This window comes from Bdellovibrio sp. MYbb2 (genome assembly GCF_056175685.1).
Map to the genome: position 1 here is coordinate 567,603 of NZ_JBJKJI010000001.1, position 18,479 is coordinate 586,081.

The 18,479-nt window shown below is 45.0% G+C and carries 16 protein-coding genes; 7 read left to right on the top strand and 9 right to left on the bottom strand.

Annotation, left to right across the window (positions count from 1 at the left end; all coding sequences use genetic code 11):
- The first annotated feature begins 91 nt into the window (after positions 1-91).
- Together AC04MQ_RS02805 and AC04MQ_RS02810 are read left to right on the top strand one after the other, a co-directional pair.
- Positions 92-1,333, top strand: coding sequence for a hypothetical protein (locus AC04MQ_RS02805; RefSeq protein WP_475390966.1), 1,242 nt, complete (start codon positions 92-94; stop codon positions 1,331-1,333).
- On the top strand, positions 1,330-2,547 hold the full coding sequence (locus AC04MQ_RS02810; protein ID WP_475390967.1) for a hypothetical protein: 1,218 nt from the start codon (positions 1,330-1,332) through the stop codon (positions 2,545-2,547). The genes AC04MQ_RS02805 and AC04MQ_RS02810 overlap by 4 nt, the downstream gene beginning before the upstream one ends.
- Before the next feature lie 47 nt (positions 2,548-2,594).
- Here AC04MQ_RS02810 and AC04MQ_RS02815 read toward each other — a convergent pair whose 3' ends face one another.
- Complete coding sequence (locus AC04MQ_RS02815) at positions 2,595-3,695, bottom strand: C1 family peptidase (protein WP_475390969.1); 1,101 nt, start codon at positions 3,693-3,695, stop codon at positions 2,595-2,597.
- 9 nt (positions 3,696-3,704) lie between these two features.
- The gene (locus AC04MQ_RS02820; RefSeq protein WP_475390971.1) at positions 3,705-4,109 is read right to left on the bottom strand and encodes a DUF333 domain-containing protein; all 405 of its coding nucleotides are present in this window, start codon (positions 4,107-4,109) and stop codon (positions 3,705-3,707) included.
- 648 nt (positions 4,110-4,757) lie between these two features.
- Here AC04MQ_RS02820 and AC04MQ_RS02825 point away from each other — a divergent pair.
- Together AC04MQ_RS02825 and AC04MQ_RS02830 are read left to right on the top strand one after the other, a co-directional pair.
- Positions 4,758-6,287: a hypothetical protein gene (locus AC04MQ_RS02825; RefSeq protein WP_475390973.1), complete on the top strand. Its 1,530-nt coding sequence runs from the start codon at positions 4,758-4,760 to the stop codon at positions 6,285-6,287.
- On the top strand, positions 6,271-8,217 hold the full coding sequence (locus AC04MQ_RS02830) for an adenylate cyclase (RefSeq protein WP_475390975.1): 1,947 nt from the start codon (positions 6,271-6,273) through the stop codon (positions 8,215-8,217). Before AC04MQ_RS02825 ends, AC04MQ_RS02830 begins: the two co-directional genes overlap by 17 nt.
- Before the next feature lie 65 nt (positions 8,218-8,282).
- On the opposite strand, the gene AC04MQ_RS02835 is transcribed toward AC04MQ_RS02830, so the two are convergent.
- The 6 genes from AC04MQ_RS02835 to AC04MQ_RS02860 form a co-directional block, all read right to left on the bottom strand.
- Positions 8,283-8,606, bottom strand: coding sequence for a DUF7957 family protein (locus tag AC04MQ_RS02835; RefSeq protein ID WP_475390977.1), 324 nt, complete (start codon positions 8,604-8,606; stop codon positions 8,283-8,285).
- Entirely contained in the window at positions 8,607-12,038 is a 3,432-nt protein-coding gene (locus AC04MQ_RS02840; protein WP_475390979.1) for a hypothetical protein, read from the bottom strand.
- Positions 12,039-12,249: 211 nt separating this feature from the next.
- The gene (locus tag AC04MQ_RS02845) at positions 12,250-12,879 is read right to left on the bottom strand and encodes a DedA family protein (RefSeq protein ID WP_475392011.1); all 630 of its coding nucleotides are present in this window, start codon (positions 12,877-12,879) and stop codon (positions 12,250-12,252) included.
- Between the two features lie 45 nt (positions 12,880-12,924).
- Positions 12,925-13,740, bottom strand: a complete 816-nt coding sequence (locus AC04MQ_RS02850) for a DUF4476 domain-containing protein (RefSeq protein WP_475390981.1) — start codon at positions 13,738-13,740, stop codon at positions 12,925-12,927.
- Between the two features lie 301 nt (positions 13,741-14,041).
- Complete coding sequence (locus AC04MQ_RS02855) at positions 14,042-14,434, bottom strand: hypothetical protein (protein WP_475390983.1); 393 nt, start codon at positions 14,432-14,434, stop codon at positions 14,042-14,044.
- Between the two features lie 62 nt (positions 14,435-14,496).
- On the bottom strand, positions 14,497-14,778 hold the full coding sequence (locus AC04MQ_RS02860; protein WP_475390985.1) for a hypothetical protein: 282 nt from the start codon (positions 14,776-14,778) through the stop codon (positions 14,497-14,499).
- A gap of 676 nt (positions 14,779-15,454) precedes the next feature.
- Here AC04MQ_RS02860 and AC04MQ_RS02865 point away from each other — a divergent pair.
- The gene (locus AC04MQ_RS02865; RefSeq protein ID WP_475390987.1) at positions 15,455-15,802 is read left to right on the top strand and encodes a hypothetical protein; all 348 of its coding nucleotides are present in this window, start codon (positions 15,455-15,457) and stop codon (positions 15,800-15,802) included.
- Positions 15,803-16,155: 353 nt separating this feature from the next.
- Here AC04MQ_RS02865 and AC04MQ_RS02870 read toward each other — a convergent pair whose 3' ends face one another.
- Positions 16,156-16,404: a helix-turn-helix domain-containing protein gene (locus AC04MQ_RS02870; RefSeq protein ID WP_475390989.1), complete on the bottom strand. Its 249-nt coding sequence runs from the start codon at positions 16,402-16,404 to the stop codon at positions 16,156-16,158.
- 82 nt (positions 16,405-16,486) lie between these two features.
- Between AC04MQ_RS02870 and AC04MQ_RS02875 the strand changes: the two genes are divergently transcribed.
- Together AC04MQ_RS02875 and AC04MQ_RS02880 are read left to right on the top strand one after the other, a co-directional pair.
- Positions 16,487-17,050, top strand: a complete 564-nt coding sequence (locus tag AC04MQ_RS02875; RefSeq protein ID WP_475390991.1) for a hypothetical protein — start codon at positions 16,487-16,489, stop codon at positions 17,048-17,050.
- 45 nt (positions 17,051-17,095) lie between these two features.
- Positions 17,096-18,343 carry a tyrosine-type recombinase/integrase gene (locus tag AC04MQ_RS02880; RefSeq protein WP_475390993.1) on the top strand — a complete coding sequence of 416 codons (1,248 nt, stop codon included), beginning with the start codon at positions 17,096-17,098 and terminating at the stop codon, positions 18,341-18,343.
- The last annotated feature ends 136 nt before the right edge of the window (positions 18,344-18,479 follow it).

The window sequence follows — 18,479 nt, forward strand, 5'->3', positions numbered from 1 at the left end:
TTTTAGCCATTTTCAGAGCCCGGATATAAGATTTCCCCGCCCAGAGCTGGAATATAGAGGTCCCCACACCGATAGGCTATAACTTCGGATTATGAAACACCAAAAAGCCGGCTTTACAATTTTGTCGTTGTTCGCGTTTGTGCTTCTCAATGGGCCTGGGTGTGCCTTTAAAAAGGACAATGCCCCGAAAGCCAAACCCGGTGAAACTCCAACGGACGTCATTGAGCAAATCAAAACTGAGCGCGCCAAAGAAGCTTTCAATGGGCAGTTGACCGCTGATAATGTGCAGGTGACTTTTACTGAAGCTGAAATGGGATTCTATAATATGGCCATCTCATGGCCCTCTGAGGTAGCTAAGGTTCAGATCATTGCAAATGAATTTAAAGAAATTGTCTCAGGGTCCAATACAACCACTATTACTGTGGTAAATAGCCAAGCCCAGAAGATTGAGCTTACAGCCATTGATTCTTTTGGTGCACCAATCTCGGTTTATACCCACGTCACCACAGCGCCGGTCGACACAATCATCGACAAACCTCTATATCTAGGTAAAGGCATGCAAATGGAAGCCAACAGAATGTACATATTAGAGGGTGCATTTATCCAAACGAATGGACACTTGCTAAGCATTTCAGTCAAATCACTTTTACTGGAAGGACCCATTGACTCTGGAAAACTATTTGTAAATCACGCACACATCCGAACACAAAGCGCCCAGAACTACGCCACCGACGACTTTCACGCTCTCAACTCCAGTATCACCATCAATGCTCGCAAGGCAGTCGGTACTTTGCGTGTGGCAATGATCGGCTTTAACGGTAGGAACGGACGCAGTGGTGACGAGTTGGAGAAAAGCAAAGGCATCACTCGCCAACACAATCCGCAACTCGATGGAGCAAATGGGAACGATGAGATTTCAAAGAGAATTCCCAAAACACCCGACAGTCCGGCAGAAACAGTATGTGTTCAAGCCGCATCCAATGGACATAACGGGAAACCTGGCGCCCCTGGCGCAAGCGGCGAAAACGGCCAAGATGGAGGCAGCACAGGAAACCTTCTGGTAACCGTGCTTCAGCACGATCAGTTTGCATTGGAAGTAGGCTCTTTGCCCGGCAAGGGTGGCAAAGGGGCGCCGGGAGCAGGAGGTCACGAAGGTGGCAATGGAGGAGCTCCTGGGCAAACCCGTGGTGTCTGCGCTCAAAAGCCAGTTGCTGGTCAAAAAGGTGCCTTGGGTCCAAAGGGTGCTGACGGAAAAGATGGCGCCATTGGAAAAGTTGGAACCATTAACTCTAATGCGGCAAAGCAACGAATCTTTGATCTGGGAACACTATGAAACAAAGTAAACTACTCTTTGCAGCGTCAGCCTTTTTATCCTTCGTCCTTTTAAATGGATCTGGCTGTGCCTTTAAGAAAGCCGATGAAAAGAACGCCAAACAAAATACCACGGCTGAAGAAGTCGTAACAGAAATTGAGCGCGTCAAACAAGAAGCCTTGAAAAAGCAGACCATTAAGCTTGAGGACTTTGATTTCCGAGTTCACGAGGGCGAAGAGGTAAATCAGTACTCTGTTTCAATTCACTATCCGACCGTTGAGGGTGTTGTTGTTTACATCGCGCTGGAAAGCAATATTCCCAACTTGCATTCAGGTATAATTCTTCCAGCCGACGGTGGCGAAAAGCTAAATTTCAACATCACAGCCTATAACAGCGCGGGCGTTCTCGTTCTAAATACTGTCAAACCTGTTGAGATACCCTTAGATTATGTCATCTCAAAAAATATGCCCCTCAATAAAGATCTATCATTGAAAGTAGGTCGTCTCTATCTGGAACCAAACGCCGTTCTAAAAACAAACGGTTACTTGGTATCAATTGAAGCGAACAAGATATTTGCGGGCCCCAAATCAAAGATCGTCACATTTGATCCGAATGACATTTGGACAGAGGACCCCCAAAATAGTGGCGGGGCGATCTCAATTCGCGCCAAGCAAGCCTCTGGTTATCTTTTGGTAGAACTTCAAGGGGCCAAAGGCAAGAACGGACGCTCCGGCACAGAAGTCGAACGTACACGAGGCCTTTCAAGTGCACGTAACGGTTATGACGGAGATCCCGGCGAATGGGACGGCGATGAAGACTGCACGGAAGACCGCTATTCTGGTCAACAACGGTGTGGGATCATTAATATCAGATGCTCCAGGCAACCGACAAACGGAGAGGATGGTGAAAATGGCGCAAATGGCCTAAACGGTGAAGCCGGCGCTACAGGCGGTGACACCGGAAGTCTTTTTGTTCAAATCGAAGACCATCAACACTTCACACTCAACATATCTTTAAAACCAGGAATGGGTGGAATTGGTGGCCTCGGTGCCCCAGGCAAGACCGGTGGTAAAGGCGGCGCGGCTGGTACATTGGATCAGCAAAAGGTTTGTAAGCCTGCCCAAAGAGGTAAAGATGGCCTGCCAGGTAAACCCGGGCATGATGGCGAAAAAGGCTCAGCAGGAAGCTTAGGCACGATCGAATTGAATGGCCTAAAGAACGCGATTATCGAATAGTAGGCATTTAAGCGTTGTATTATCCGAACTTTGAACAACGAAGTGGACTACTTTGTTTCCTGCTCAAGCCAGGTTAGTGCCCCCAGTTCATAGAAGGAACGATCCAACAGGACCTTGGCATCTACCCAGCCATCGCTGTTCGCATTTTGCCATCCCTCCCCCCAGGAGTTTTGAACTTGCAGGGCTTCGTAGCAGTCACCTGCGCTTCTGCAGACTTTGCGGTAGCCTTTAATCACGACACCATGGCCGGCACCCACCGTGTTACCGCTTTTATCTTTAATCTCTCCGCAAGCCTTGAGGCTCTTAACCGTGACTTTATCCTGGGCACAGAATGAAAAGGCTATGGGCCTTTTCTTGGTCAATACTTCTTTGATCTTATTAATTGAAGACTGGTAATCGGCCTTAGCTTTCGTGGGAAACTGCTGGAGGTTCCAATTGCCCTGAACGCCTATTACATTCTCCGTGCTCCAACACTTTTCTGGAATGAGAAGCTTATCCAAGAATTTTGCATAGGTATCTTGAGAAAAAGCTTCCAAAATATCTTTGTTCGAAGACTTCAAGTTGAAGTTTTCTTTGAGTTCTTGTGTTTTTGCAGTCGCATACTCCAAACCACAACTCATACATTCTTTTGTTTTCTTTTGGAAGGATTCGTAACTATCTTTAAACGTCTTCCACATGGACATCTCAAGCTTCTGCGCTTCACCAGGATCGGTCACTTTCGAAACTATCTGATCAAATGGTGCACAAGACTCCTTGATTACAACATCTCTTAAAACACTATATATCGCTAAAGCGGCCGATCCTCCTTCATTCAATCCTTCGGAGGTAAAACGATCCGACTCCACACCTTCCGGTAGCTTCGTTCCAAATCTCGCCACATCTAAAGGAGAAAACTTATTTTGATCGGGTACATTTGCACAATCAGGCACCTTGTTCCCTGTACAATTCGCCTCATCTAAAATGGTCGTCGCAACGAACGAATAGCAGATACCAAACGAATCCTGGGATCGTGTTTTTGGCATATTTGTTACGGCCAAGACCCCACCATCATCTTTAAGTAAGTCGCGAGGAACCGGATCCAATCCCATCGCGCCCAAAGCAAATGGAGCCACAAAAATACAAAGTAAAATTAAGGCAATTTTTTTCACTTCCGCACCTTACTGTCTGGTTGAAAAGTGTTTGTTAAAGAGGGTCCAAGCATCCACGAATGACCCATCGGGGAACTCACAGTAGTCATATTCTCTGCTTTTCGCGTCCAATAGAATTCGATTCAATGACTTGTGCGCTTGGCAGTATCTCGCGGCCGGATTGCCAATCACACCAACCCCCGGTGTTTCCATATTTTCGATCTTGGACTGAACGGCTTTCCATGCGTCACAATTCATCTTTCCACTTTTCATGCAGCTCTGGGAAAGGGTCACTCCCTGGTAGTCTGTAACGGTGACATTCACATACTTTTTTGTTTTTACGGAATAAACTTTGAACTGCTTGGTTGCAGACGATTGCGCCTCAGCTGAAATTAGAATTAAGCCCAGCACTATCAGGGATAGAAATTGTCTCATATTAATATATTGGAAGAGGATACTTGCCTTAGGAAGATTACATACCAAATCTAGGCTATAGGCCAGCTGGATCTTAGTACCGTAAACCATCGCCGCATTTATACCGATCTACAGGCTGTGAAAATCCTTCTAACCGCCATTTTTGTATTCCAGTCGCTTTGGGCACAGAGTCCAAAGAAGACCTATTTAAAGGCGGAAGAAGTCATTTACAATCCTGGCGGTTCTAAACCGGGCCGATACATGATCTCTTACAAAGACTTCGAGGACATTCGCATCGACGGCGACTTGGATGGACAAATTGATTTTTGGTATCTCAAAAAGGGTTCCACCGAAGTCTTTACCCAATTTAGAAATGGTCTTCCGATACGCTGGGACGTACGATTAAGCGGCAAGGTGGTCCGTGAAATGTCTTATTCATTCACGAATGAGCGGTGGCAACTAGAGGGTCTGAGTACTCGAAAGCACTTTCTGCTTAATTTAGAAGACGGTGGATGCGAACTCACTTCGGTTCAAAAAAAGCTCAAATCATTTACTGCAATTTCTGAATTGGCGGATGTTACAGGTACAAGTGCTATCGAAGAATTCCTTTTAGACGAATCTTGTAAAAAAGAACTCTCTGTAAAAGAGAAACTCTTAACTTCAAAGGCCGTGAAAGTAGCTATTACTTCTGACGAAACACAGAAGTGCCTCAACGATCCCAAATTCCAAGAGGCTGTCTCTGGCGATAAAATCGCAATTTCCGGAAAACTTCTGGCGGCGAAATTTGAACTGCAGAAAGCACAGCTTAGTCAGCAGCCAAAGAACTATGGCCCGCTTTTGAAGTGCCAAAAAGCGGATGGCCAAGAAAAGACTTTAACAACAGATGAATCCACAGGGTTTATCCATTTTGATTTGGAAAAAGCCAGAAGCAAACCTGCCGTTGCTGGTTTGGGTAAGGCGCCAATTGTTTCCACCGAGGGAATTACTCACGAGCTGCTACACCGAGCCGGCTTAAAAAATGAGTCTGAGGTTAAAACTGTCGAGGGCCTTTGCCAAAAGCTAAAAGCAGGTGCTCCACTCGGAAGCGATAACTCTATCACAACTGTTATGGGGGCCATCTCCCTCCAAGACGGCGCTAAAACCGCGACGGCAAAGTCCGAAGGCAACACCCAACAAATTGCCAAAGATGCTGCAAAGAAAGCCCCAAGCACCCAAACAAGTACAAAAAGTGCCCCTATCGCGGTCACTGCACAAACTGGTACTGAGATCGCTGCAAAGGCAGCTACTGCAAATATTCCGACCGAACTCACTGTGGCACAAACTCAAATTCCACCAGCAAATACTCTGTCTGAATCTATCTCCAATCCAGCTCCAGTGACCGAAGCGGGGTCTCAACAGGCGCTGGTTCGTTCAGCCTCTGAAAGCAGTGGCATGCTTCGTATGGCCAATAACCTGGCGGGATCCTTCAGTACTCAGGCCGTTGCAGCTGACACCGGCAGTGGAACTGGTGGCTCAGGCAGCAAAGAAGTATCAAGATCTGTTGCTTCCACTGGAGCTCCCATCAAAGCTTCCAACGGCAATCCAGCCAGCGACCTGCTAAAGGCCTCGGCAAGAACTCTTTCTACCGGTGATCGCGTTGTTGAAGAAATCACGATTGATGGACCGTCCACGACACAGCAAGCGGCACCAACGCGATCTGCAAACATCGCATCAGCTTCCGCGCCAACAGATCGTCAAGCGCCTAGCAGCACCAGTGAAGCCTCCCGTGCGCCAGCAAGTCAGGGATCGGCCTCTGGAGAAGTGGGCAGCGGCATGGCCGCAGGTGGCGGCGGTGGTGGCTTTGCAAGCTCCGGTGGTTCTGCAGGATCCAGTCTTGGTTTCTCGGGTGGTGGCTCGGCAGGAGCTCCCGTGCGCGGACCTGCCGCAACCAATCCAGAGCCTGCGACAAACACCCCCGCAAAATCCAATTCAAAACAGGAAGTCGGTTCTTCTTCAGCGGGATCACGTGAAAAAATCATCACGGATATCTCCAGAAATACTTATAAAGAGACCAAACAGAAACTATCAGACCCAGAATTTGGCAAACAGCTGGAATCACAAAAAATCACCATCTTGGATCTCTATGGAAACTCCACAGGAGCAAAAAAGGGTGAAGTGATCTTCCTGGATCAAGGAGACCGCTTTGTTCGCCAAAAGTAAATGGAACAAGTCGGTTGTAGTTCTTATCGTCGCGGCTTTTTGGCTGAGCTATGTGATCTCGTCAGCGACACAGTTCTATTTTAACGTCAAAGACCTCACCGACAAAGAAATCCTGCGCCGTCAGTCCCAAATGCAGTTCGTGCAGGAAAGCTTCACGCCTCTGGTGATCACTGAGAACTTCAGTCTTTTAAAAGACCGACTTGAGAATGCCAGAAAGCTATTCCTGATTGATTTCTATATTCTGCAAAATGGCTCGGAAGTTGTGACTTGGTATAACAACTTTGAAAACCTGGCCGGCATCAACGCCGACTATCAGGTCTTTAATCAACTGCTGCAAAATGATGACCTGGCATTTAGAACCATCAAACTGATGGACTATCGCTTCACCGTCGGCATCTTTCAGAACAAAAAGAACATCATGCTTGAAACCGCATGGTCCATGAAGGGTCTGATTATCCAGGATATTCTAGTGGTCACGTTGATCGTCGGAATTCTGGTATACCTGTTCTTAAAAGACATCATCAACCTGACCCAGATTCTGGCAAACCGCGACCGATCGAAGCTTGCAAACCTCAAGTCACTTTCCAAAGAGGGTCAAACACTTCTCACGGCCACCCAAAGCTATGAAAGCACCAAAAAGTACTTGGAGTACGAGAATCGCTACTACTCAGATTCCCTGACCCCGGCGATCCTGCACGAAATGAAGTCCGGCCAGAAAGCTCCCTATGCTTTCCAAAGCACCATGATCCGCGTGGATCTGAACGGATACACGCAGATCTTCCTGGATAAGAAGGACGAATACGTCACCGAGATCATGAACACCTACTTCATCAAAGCCCGCGAACTGATCGAACGCTATAACGGTTTGATCTATCAGTACGTGGGTGATGAAATCGTTTTTCATATCAAAGAAGACAAACAGAATTCCCAAGCCCTGGCCCTGGCGTGCCTGCGCAGTGTCTTTGAAGCCGCCCAGCAGATTGAAGCAAGCCTTCCCGAAGGGGCCGATCACTATTTCAAAGTGAAAGGCAGTTTTGTTCTGGGTAAGATTCGTTTTGTGAATCAGGATTCTGGCTTTGCCCTGAGCGGTCTGCCGCTAATTGAATCCGCACGCCTGCTAAGTCAGGTGGATGACAAAGCTTCAAGCTCAGTCACTTTCTATGCGGAAGCCGCCGATTCGGTGGAGGGCCTTTGCACCGTCTCTGACACGAAAGAAACTTTGCTGAAAGGCTTCTCCAAGCCTTCGACTTTGTTCCGCGCAAAAAACTTCACCACGGTGACTGAAGCTTTGCAGAAAGACGTGAGCCTTCTGACTTACTTCCGCAGTGATGAAGACCTGTGCGCCGCTTATGAATTTCTAAGCGCTGAAATCGAAGCCGGGAAAGATCAGTCCTTCTTCACCGCCTTTGGCATTTTAAAAACCTACAAGGTGCGAATGAGCGGCGAAATGCAGGCCGAAGCCTTCACAAACTTCCTGCGAACCATTCACAACGCCAACAAAGCCGGAAAAGCCAACGACAAAGTTCTTTCTGCCGCTATCTCTCTAGCATCGAACTTTGTGCCTTCTTATCTGGTGAAAGAGTCCCTACTGGAAGTCCTAAGTTCTTGTCTGGAACATACAGATCCCCGCGTTCAGGCCAACACAATCATCGTATTGGGTGACCTGGCGGAAGACATCGCTTTCTTAAGACGGTTTGTATATTCGAAGAACAACCGAGTTTCTGCGGATGCTTTGTTAGTCAGTGGTAAACGTAATATTGACAAGGAACTTGCCGAGAAGCTGAAGGAATATCTGGATTCCAAGAATCCGCTATTCCAAGCCAGCGGACGTTTTGTGGTAAGGTCTCTCGGAGAACACTACAAAAATACCGACCCTATATTTTTCGAGACCAATCCAATGTTAAAAGATCTCTTGCGGAAGATCTCCTAAGATCTCAGTCAACCGCCGGAACTCGTCATTTCCTATTTATGAAGTTACCCAAAGCAAAATCGACTTTACTTATACTCCTTGATCTCCTTCAAAATTTCTCCCGTATTAAAGTCTACAACATATGTTCCTTTTGCCACGGCCAACAGCTGACCATTTTCATTCGCAACCATTGAGTATCCAGGGGGAACGACCTGAAAAGGTACCGGTTCAATAATCCACTTCAGTTCACCAGATGCAGTATATGCATATATATTTCTCAAGCTATATTCTCTTTCAAGAACAACAACTGCCAGACCTTGGAACTCCAAATACCCTCTTACAGCTGCCGGCAAACTAACTTCGACTTTATTTATCAATAATTTCTTTCTATCTTCTAATTTGGTAATCATTTAAAACCCCTCAAATTTGCTCAAAATCATTTTAACCTCACCAAAGTATTCAGGCTTCAAGTCATCGACATAGAATTGTATACAGCCCTCAACACCACCAAATTTATTCAAACCAACTCGCCCCATAAACACCTCGGTTTCCTTTGGTAGCACCACCTTCACATACTTTGTGGGAGATTTCGGAAGAGCCAGCAAATGCTTTATTTCGGCAGCAGACAGTCCTTTTACTATATCCTCTGGTATCACCCAGCCAGAATACTTATTCTCTGAGAAAAATCGTACGAAAACTCTTTCTTCGGTTAGTATCCCTCTAAAATATCCAAACTTTACATCCCATGGAGCATCCCATCCCTTTGTTCTTTTTAAGAACGAATTCTCCAAAGACGGGTCTAGAAGATCAACTTTATTGAAGACCCGCAAATGCGATAGGATCGAACTGTGAGATTTTGCTAAAATTTCAGCGGCAGATTCCTTAGCCCCAGAGTTAAGAAGCAACATCTCAAGGAATTTTCGCGCAGTGTCTTTCGCTTGCTCCGCAGAACCCTCAAACTTTGGAAGCAGACCGGCGATTATCGAATTAATTTTGTCTATTGCACCCGTCAACAGTCTCGAATCCCTGATTGCAGAACTTGAGGCCAGCTTTTTTAGAATTACACCGGACCCAACAAAAATACCGAGACCAGCCAAAGCCCGATCAATTGTCGTGAGTTCTTCACCATTTGAGCGACATAACGACCTTCCTGTCACTAGCTCACAGAAATCCACAAACTTACCCACAGGAGTGAAAGACACCCCTATACGGAAGCCAGATTCCGCCATCGCCAGCAATCCCTTTTCCACCTCTTTACGAGCCTGCGGTGCAAAGTTTGCTTGGTCCAAATTCGACTTGAAAGTGAACAGCTCGTCATAAGCTCTCAACATCATATAAAAGTTAACTTGGTTGACCTTTTGTTCTGCATTCAAACGGTCCTGAATGTTCTTATTCATTGCAATTCGCAGGTCATCAGCAAATTTACTGGTCTTCGCGCCTTTAGCTACGAAGGCTTTTACATCCACCGGAATCTGGGCCGCGATATAGAAGCCATTTGGATCGAAGTGCTTCTCTATATTCTCATTAACCTCAATGACCATTTGGTGGAATAAATTTAACTCGAAAGCACCTGCTTTTCTGTCACTAAGACGACGGAACATTTCTTCCCTGACCTGATTCCAGCTCTTTAGTACTTGATCGGCCTGTCTGAAATTAGACGCTTCCAAACTCTTATGAAGTTCGCGGTTTATATTGTCTCTGGTGCGATCATAAGCTTGTTTAACCTCAGCGGCTGGTCTATCCTTTGAACCGCCCAACATGTGAGATTCAATTGTAGCCTCCATCAACCCCAGATCGGGTACAATGGTAGGACCCAGAATCTTGTCATTTTCCAAGTCGTAAGATTGTTTTAAGATACTTTCAATTCCACGATTTCCGTCTCTTCTAAAGACATTTGCAATTTCGTTTTCAACTTGTTCTTTTTCGATAGCCGCCTTAAATCGCAGTTCCTCAATAAGTTGAGCGGCCTCTTCCAGGTCGGAAGAGATCGCGCGAAGATCTTCTGGCGCAATCTTGTAAATATCCAATTTTGCATAGAGAGAAAGCTGCTGAGTCAGCGCTTTCAATTGTTGGTTCTGATTAAGAATCTCTATTTCTAATTTTCTTGTTTCATACTGTAAGTCGGTGATTCGTTGCTTTAGTCCTGGATCCAAGTCTTGCAGATCCATAACCATAGATCCTACACATCCTCGTGTCCCAGATGTTGAGCCCGCGCGGTACTCCTGACAAACAGTTCGCTGATTCACTTTTCCGTAATTAGCATAGAGGATGGATGATGAGTTCCCAGACATGGGAGATCCATCACCGTATCGATATTTCAATTCAATTAAATTTGATCGTATTTTAAGCAACGAAGACGAAAAACAACTTGTAGAGCGGCTACGAACCGCCTTACCTCTATCATAATGAATTGAACTGCGATCAATTTTAAAATAGAGAGGACGTCCATTAATACTAGCAAAATTGTCATTATCTCTGGGCACAGCAATCATATCTGAGTTGTAGTCAGCAGAAAATTCTAGGGTAAGACAAGTTTGGGACGACGCAAAGGAAAGCGACTCCGTCGCATTCCAATTCACGAAATTATTTGCCACAGAGAATTTCGGTAGAGAAATAGGGCAGGAGACGCCCTCTGATTCACAAAGCCACTCATCAATACTCTTCTTATTTAGGCTATGAAGCCTTTTTAAGGCATCCTGATTCTCTATCGCTCTGGAATAGAGTTCTTCTGCTTTACTTTTGTATTGAATCAGCATCGATTCAATTTCCTGTAATCCAACCTCTTTATTGACATCAATATCCCGAAGCAGGGAATCATGACCTCCATAGACAGACGTGCCCTTTTGCTGAGTCAAACGAAGCCGCTCAGTCAGTTGAGCATGGTAGTAGTTAAAGTGGTTCAAGTGACTCTGTAAATTACTCATCCACTTTTCCACAGAGAATCCTGAGTCGATATGGGGACGAAGTTTAGACCTTACGGTCAGGCCGGCTGCTTTGCGATGATCAATGAGAGACTTGAGAAGAGGATTCTTTGCTAGGAATGCAGCGGACTCGCCTTCTTCCTTTTTCCACCTTCTCAGAGCTTCCAGTTGGAAGGAGACGCTATTTAAAGTGGCCGCAAAGTCCATCCCCACATCGAACGCAAGGGACATGTCGTAGACAAGCTTTCCTAGATGTGCCGCGGGATCTTGAAGGGCGAAGGCTTCTTTTTTTATCAGACTAATCTTTTCCTTAACGAGAACCGCTTCAGCCATTTCTTGCGCTGTTCTGACCTTTTCTTCTCCGTATCTTGCAGAAGCCTTATTAGATATCGTGTTTCCAAAATCCTGCAAAAGTGCAGATTTTTTTGCTTCCAGAACAAGCCTATTACATTCTTTTGATTTATTCAGTCGGACCAAGGCAGCCTCATAATCAACTGCACTGACAGTATCTATATTAGGCAATGACGGAGTTGGATCACACGCATTCTTCTGTGCATACACTACATATCGAAGGCTGATGTTAGATCCAGGCTCATTGCAGATGCCCGCGAAACAACCGCATTCACTGTGGGTATCCGCCGTAGCCACTATAGTAACGGTTCTTGAGTTACTGTCATAGCTGTGTGAATAGCTTTTGCTACCATTTCCACTCATTTGAAATTGCGTATGGGCGTACGCCATCGGAACATCACTTGGAATGGATACGATCGCTCGACTTGTCTTTAATCCTTCGCATTTAGAGTTGGCAGTTAAATGACCCTCTTTAATCACAACCAAATCAGGAACCTGACCTGCAGAATTGCTTGCCGCCAAGATCAGAATTAATCCAATGAATTGTGAAATTTTACCAAGGGTCTTCACGTCTTAAGGCTCCTAAAAGCTGTTAAGAACCTAAAGATGCAATTCCATTGCCAATTCTAAATTGCGCGAGCACTCATATAAATGCGATTGATTGTCGATGTCCGACTTTTTGGACAATTTGCGATTCCAGTCTCAGAATGAAACATCGGTGCAACATACAAAAAAGCCCTGATGGTTCTTCATCAGGGCTTCGAAATTCTAAGATGATTATCTAGGCTTTCTTGAATTTACTTGAAACCCACGGCCACACCATCGGCAACAAAGAAACACCGATCACACCGAAGATCACGATATGGAAGTTCTGCTTCACCACCGGAAGATTTCCGAAGAAGTGACCTGCCAGAACAAAGATCCACACCCACGCAATCGCGCCACCGATGTTGTAAACGATGAACTTGCGGTATTGCATTTCACCGATACCAGCTACAAACGGAGCGAATGTGCGAACGATCGGAGCAAAGCGGGCAGCTACAATTGTAAAAGCTCCCCAGCGCTCATAGAAGGCATGGGTTTGTTCCAGATATTTTTTCTTGAAGAAGCGGGAGTCCGACTCAAAGACCTTCGGTCCTAAATACTTCCCGATATGATAGTTCACGGTGTCGCCCAGAATCCCGGCGATGGTCAGACTGATCAGAATCACCCAAAGATTCAGACCACCTTCCACCACGGTGAAAGCACCCAGTGCAAACAGCAGGGAATCCCCCGGCAGGAACGGTGTCACCACCAGGCCGGTTTCAGCAAAGATGATCAGGAAAAGAATCACATACAGCCATGGTCCGAAGAAAACGATCCATTCAGCGATGTGCTTATCAAGGTGCAATATAATATCAATGAGTTCCATCATAGGGGCCAGAATCTTAGCATTGGCCCCCAAGCGCAAGAAAAATCAGATCCCGACGATGCGGCGGGCCTCTGCACGATCGAAGTAACTGAATCTGTCTTCAATCATCTTGGACAGGTTTTCTCGGTCCACAACTGTCGCATGCAACAAACGAAGCGCTTTGAATTTTCCTTCAGAGAACGGGAATTCAGATACCACGTCACCCAGCTGAACCGCCTGCATTTCCGGTTTCTTTTTCAACCCGCGATAAGAAGCCAGATAAGTTTCAATCACCGCAAACTTGTCTTCATCCCGGGAGGCTCTGTCGAGTTGTTCCAGCATCACATCCGTTTTGATGGCAAAGAATCTTTTGGTCATCAGTTTGTTGACGTTATAAACCTCGATTTCGGCACCCGCTGGCATGAAGACCTGAATGCGCACATAACAGCCGCCTTCAAGCTGCACGATTTCACGGTTGCTGGTGGCTATAGAACAAGAATAGCTGCCGTTACCAATCAGATCCAAAGTGGTGCCGTTGGGTCTTTCATTCAAAGAACCCCAGGAAGCCGATTTCGCCCAGACACGATAAATACGCAGGAATCCGGAGTCGGCAGGCAGATCTTTGGAATAGACCACTTCCACGTCGTCATCAAAACCAAAGACGTTCACGTTGATCTTTTCATAACCGTCCACGCGGAACTCAACGTCTTCAATAGAGGGATTGTATTTGGAAGGAATGGAAGACCAATTGATGCGGTTTTTTACGCTGGGTTTTCCGTTGGTGTTGTTGTTGCCATCTTTAGAACCACCGCCGCCGCTGTCGCAGCCTGCAAGCAAAGCCAAAGACATCAATGAAACACAGATCTTGAAAAGAACCGACATAGTGATCACCTCATTGTTTTGAAGTCCGAATCACATCAAGTCACAGCCGCAAACGCAATAGGAAAGCGGGTTCCGGGGAAAACATTATTCAGTTTTACAGGATTTTTTGGGGAAGAAACCTAAATGGCGGAGATGATTTTAATAATTATTAAAAGTGAGGTTTCTCATTAATTCCAACTGGTTAGGTCATTACAAAAATAGTTGGGTGACGGGTGGGTTACACTTCACTATTAAAACACATTACAAAAAAATGGCCGCCATTGAAGTTGCGGCCATTTTTCTTAACTTTTAAGAACGGAGACTAAAGGGCTTTTCTGTTCGCAATAACAGAAAGAGAAAGTTCATCACCGCTATTTTCGCCGACCGTGATTAGAGCGGTTTCGTTTTCTTTAGCCAGTATTTGCGGCTTGGCCTTGATAGTCCGCTCGCCATTTTTGCCAATCACGCCGACAACAAAGTTCATCAAGATACCTTTATGGTTTTGAACCGTTCCCTCGGTGGCAACAACCTCAATAAAACTTTCCTCTGTGTCAGTTTTTTGAGTAATGGTGGCCGTTTCGCCCGCCTTAACAATTACTCTGGGTGAAGAGATATGTTTTCCGTTTAGAGATAAATCCATTTTTAAATCATAGCCGTTTGTAGAAGCGAAAGCCGAACTACCGATAAAAGCTAAAACGATGGCAACTAATTTCATAAAATCCTCCGTGTTTTTTATTACTACCAATATGCTCGGTGGCTATTGGACTTTAGTCAATACTAATGGGTTTTTCTAAGGCCAAAGGTTTCCCGCTCAATCCGCTCCATTTTCTTGTATTCAGGATAAGCCTTTATCCACACACTGATAAAATCCACGACCACAATAAGAGCAAATCCGCCGCACATGGCTAAAAATTGTTTCCCCGTAATTGAACGGCCAAAGACGGCCCCCACGGGGACAGAAAAAATCACGGACAAAAACAACAGCCACGACCTAACCACAAAGCGGAATAAAAAATAAAAGCGGTCATCCTTATCGGGGCGGAAATTATTTAAAAGCACTGGCAACCTCACCAAGACACCATAAAAGCCCCACGACCAATAAGGTCAGTGGGGCCGGATACAGGACAAGGACAACGACGGAACCAAGGAAAAGAAAAAACACCACTTCAATAAAGTGGGTAATTTTATGTTTTGGCCGTCCAACCTTTCCCATATCCCATAAATAGAACGGACTACGGGCTAAAAACTCTACGGTAAGAACTTGTTTTTAACTTATCTTATTCTTTTACTACTCTTAATTCTAATTTTTTAGAATGGCTCTAAAAAAGTTTTCCAGAGACTTAGGCTCCCGTAAGGGCCACGACATATAAAATATATTATATAAGTAAATAGTAATATCTTACTACTTAACTTTTTCTCGCAAACCTGCGGATTATCGCCCGTCTTATAGCTCGGTCTCTTTCAGGATTAGCCCTCTTCCGCCTTATTTAGCCTGCCCATTATTGGGTGTTGCGGTTTTCCTGCGGTCAGTACTTTCACCCCTGACTGGGACGGTTCCGCTTGTTTTCCGTCGGCCCCGCTATGGCTTAACTCCGCTTGCTTGAATAGGTCATTGCTTGCGGAATTGGGCTTAACCATCTGCCCCCATCCTATTCGCTTATCTAAATGGAAACTCTCAAAAACTGATTAGGAATGATTTTTTCTATTTAAGTAACTGAATGAGGAGGATGTATAGATGTTCAAGTTTTACGGATGGTTTTTAAGTAGTAAAGTTTTACCAGATACGGCTTTAAGGGTGTTTCTGCTATTCCGTTATAGAGTGGAGAATAACCCGCATTTACAGGCTAAAAAAATTGTTGGGTTTGCTCGCCGTGATGTTTGTTTTTCTACGGGGCTTTCCTATAACTCGGTTCAATCGGGGCTTAGAGAATTGAAGCGGCTCGGCCTCATTCAGCTTGACCCCTTAGATAAAGGCTCAAAACACTCGGCAAGGCTCACTGAGCCTACGGAGTATAATTGGGAATTGATACAAGAACGGCTCGGGTTTCGTTTCAAATTAACGGACACCGTAGATAAAAAATAATCATCGTCAAAATCCGCCAATCATCAAAAATTGATGTTTTTCCTCTTAAAAATAATTATTTAGGAAATTTTATTTAATTTCCTAAATACGGAACCGCCATCAAATTTAAATGATAGGTAAAAATCCATTTAGTCTTTCATGGATAAGACTGGATACATTTGGCCAGAAGAACAATTTAGAGAAGATGATTTTATAGTCTTTAGAATAAGGTCTTTATCTTATCCCCATTCAATAGCTCTAATTAAAATCAGTCCTCATGATTATACGGTCTATATGGGGGAATACTCTTTAAGGCTTGGGGAAATCCTCGCCGTTCATAAACTCGCTAATCGCCTCATGGGTGATTATTTCCACTATTCCTCGTAAAGGTCACGGATACGGCAATCAAGCACAAGGGCAAGGGCCGCAAGGGTTTTAAAATTGATATTATCGGCGGTCTTCCACTTGGTTATGTTGTTGTAGTAGTTCATCCCTAATCGCTCGGCTATTTCCATATAAGTTAGGCCACTTTTCTCAATAGCCTCGGCCACGGCAAGCCGTGGGAGTTTCCGCCGTTTCTTTTTATACAAGCCTTTAAGGTCTATTGTTTCATTCCGTGCCATTGGCCAACCTTATCTCTTTATAGTAAAACGATACTACATATTTAAATTGACGTGATGAGTTATTTTGTAGTATTATTTTACTATGAACAACCCACTCATGCTAATTTTTATTTCCCCGTTTTTCCTAATCCCTATCTTTATGGGGTTAGTCATTGCTTGGGCTTTATGGGCGGTCTTAGGTGCCGCAATCGCCCGCATACGGGGGCCTAAGGTCATTTACACACCTAAAACAGACAGTCCCGAACTGATAGAGGCCATAAGGTCAGGATATTCACCACGGCTCGGCCTACAGTTGAGTGAGATTTTTTCCGACCCCATACAGGGGCGAGACATTGACCGCCTTTTAGCGGTGAGGGAAAAACTTTTTCCCCGTGAGTTTAGCGGTTTTTTCTACTCGGTAGAGACGCAAGACCTAAGCCCTACAGAGTTTAAAGCTTTGGCCCTACGGCTTTACTTAGAATTGGCCTTTATCCGCTCCTATTTATTAGAAAACTCGTCAAGACTTTGGCCCCAGAAAACTGAAGACCTTTGGACTTATCACGCCCCGAAGCCGCTTAGAAAATTAAACCCCGACTACTACACGCAGTTACGAACGGAGTTTAAGAAAACAGGCCGCACAGGGAACCGCTTGCCCGGGGCCGCTTAATTCAATCTTTTCTTAATCTTACCGAAAAGAGAGAGGGAAAAACTTATGGACTACAATCAAAACGACAAGCCGCAGAAAAAAGAAAAATACCTAAGCCCCCACGACACCGTAAGGGAAAAAGTGGAGGAGTGTATTTATAAAATGGCTAATGGCCGTTTTATGGTTGTGGTTCAAAAACGGATTAACGGAAAAGTTAGAACGAAAAAACAGAGACAGATAAAACTCATTCAAGAGGCCCGACAGCAGCGGAAAAAATTCACCTACGAACTCAATCAAGAGGATATGAAGCACAGAGATGGCCAATTAAAATGGCGGGCCGCCTACGCAAAATATCTCAAGCATATAGAGCAAAAAATAGAGGACAGTAAAAATAGTTACAAGCCAATGGGCCAAGGTTCATTGGAGACGGCTAAGGCCGCCTACAACTTTACGAAGCCGTGGGATAATTTATTTCTCAGCCAAATCACCACCCATCACATTGAGAGAATGATTAGAAGCCCAGAGTTCAGTAGTCGTAAATACGGAGTAAAAAAGCATTACATGCGGCATATCCGCACGGCTTTTAAATATATCTTAGGCCCCGCCGCCAGTATTTATCTCAATCCAGCCCAAGGAATTTATTTACCCCGTGATAAGAACGACGAACCTTATCAAGTCAGGTGGATACGGCCCGAAGTAATGGAGAAAATCATAGACCTCTATCACGACGTGGATATGATTCCGAAAAATAAATGGGCCGCCGCTTTTTATATCGGCTACTACACGGGCTTAAGAAGCGGGGAACTATACGCTTTGAAGTGGGAGAATGTTCATCTTAAAGACCCAGAGAACAGTTACATAGTGGTTAAATCTACTTTCAATTGGAGAACCGAAACACTCACTCCGACCAAAACCGGACAGGTGAGAGAGGTAGATATAACCGCCATTAGGAAATATTTTAAAGAGCACGGGATTAGAACTAAGAAAATAGAAAGCGAATATGTTTTTCCTCGTGACCCTGAATGGCAAGGCGGTAAAGCCGCTCGCGCAATTAAGCAAGCCTTGATAGACGTAGGATACACACCCGACAAAAATCATAAAGGTGAAGAAGAATGGCCCATATTTCACTCGCTACGGGCCTCTTACATTATGAACTTACTCACTGCGGGAGTTCCTCACTTGGTGGTTCAATCGCAATCGGGCCACAGTGATTTCAAAGGCCTTAAACACTACATAGCAAAACTTAAAACCAGTGAGACTAAGGGCGTTTCTCATAAATTGAAGCCGCACACGAAAATCCGCAAGAGCGGATAAAATATTTAATTACTACTTTTAAAACTCATCCGACAAAACCGCCGACAATCTCGGCGGTTTTTTTATTTCTCTCGCACCCATAAAGCCATAGGATTTTTTAAGGCCGTCACCCACTGGGTGAATTTTGGGTTGTTAC